Origin of the sequence: Pseudomonas sp. 2822-17, assembly GCF_002742485.1 — a bacterium.
Lineage (GTDB): Bacteria > Pseudomonadota > Gammaproteobacteria > Pseudomonadales > Pseudomonadaceae > Aquipseudomonas > Aquipseudomonas cyclaminis.
Map to the genome: position 1 here is coordinate 1 of NZ_LJRZ01000273.1, position 746 is coordinate 746.

Below are 746 nucleotides of genomic sequence, written 5' to 3' on the forward strand. Positions count from 1 at the left end.
AACTCCGTGGTTAAACCGTCGACAGTCTTGCTGATACGCCGTCCAAACGGGTCGTAGCGGTAGCTGGCGGTTTGCCCGTTGGGTTGTGTAATGCCGATCAGCCGGTGTTGGCAGTCGTAGCGGTACTGGGTGACCAGTTGGTGACCTTTGCCTCTGCGTTCACCGATCAGGTTGCCGAAGGCGTCGTGGTCGTAATGCCGGTCGCCCTGGATCATCAGGCGGTTGCCGGCGACGATGTCGGGGCCGGGGCGGTCTTGCATGAGCAGGTTGCCCGCCGGGTTGTGGCCGAAGCGTTCCTGTAGGTCTTGGGAGTGGTCGGCTCGGGTCAGGCGATTCAACGGGTCGTAGTGGTAGTGGTGTTCGCCTTTGCGGGTGTCGTTGAGGCGGGTGAGATTTCCGGATCTGTCGTAGTCGTAGTGGCGTTGGAGCAGGTGATGTTCTTGCTGTGTTACGGCATGGGCGTGCAGGCGCTGTTGGTCGTCGTAGTGGTAATGGCTGAGCAGTTGGCCTTGTTGGCGCTGGTGTTCTTGACCGGCTTTGAACAGGTGCGAGGTAAGGGTTTTACCGTTGAGTTCTACCGTGGCGAGATGCCCGCCCTTGGCATGGTTGAACGCCACACGATTGTTGTCCGGCAGGCGCAGGTGTTGAAGCTGGCCACAGGCGTCATAACCGTAACGCAAGGTGCCCCAGCCTTGGTGTTCGGCGGTGAGGCGGTTCTGGACGTCATACTCGTAGGCCAGCGCCCA

1 protein-coding gene is annotated in these 746 nt (G+C 60.3%); it reads right to left on the reverse strand.

Going from position 1 to position 746, the window contains the following annotated elements; genetic code table 11:
• Positions 1 to 746, reverse strand: a 746-nt coding sequence (locus tag AOA60_RS03905; protein ID WP_368731552.1) for an RHS repeat domain-containing protein, incomplete at both ends; no start/stop codon positions are given.